The following is a 249-nucleotide window of genomic DNA, read 5'->3' as shown; positions in this document are numbered from 1 at the left end:
AATGGTGAAAAAATAGATTCAGTAGAAGTCAGTGAACAAGATGGATGGCAATATGAGTTTAATCAATTACCAAAATACAAAGATGGTCAAGAAATTAAATACACAGTAACTGAAGATCATGTAAAAGACTACAGTACAACAATAGATGGGCATACCATCACAAATGAATATACACCAGGTAAGACAACGGCAACAGTAACAAAACAATGGGACGATAAAAACAACCAAGATGGTAAACGTCCAAAATCC

The 249-nt window shown here is 34.1% G+C and carries 1 protein-coding gene; it reads left to right on the top strand.

What is annotated here, in order from left to right:
• Positions 1-249: Cna B-type domain-containing protein (locus tag CD111_RS09545; protein WP_142380950.1), on the top strand; the 249-nt coding region annotated here is incomplete at both ends.

This window comes from Mammaliicoccus stepanovicii (genome assembly GCF_002902525.1).
Classification (GTDB): domain Bacteria; phylum Bacillota; class Bacilli; order Staphylococcales; family Staphylococcaceae; genus Mammaliicoccus; species Mammaliicoccus stepanovicii.
The sequence above is the reverse complement of the archived record's forward strand: the minus strand, read 5'-3'. Positions and strand labels throughout refer to the sequence as shown.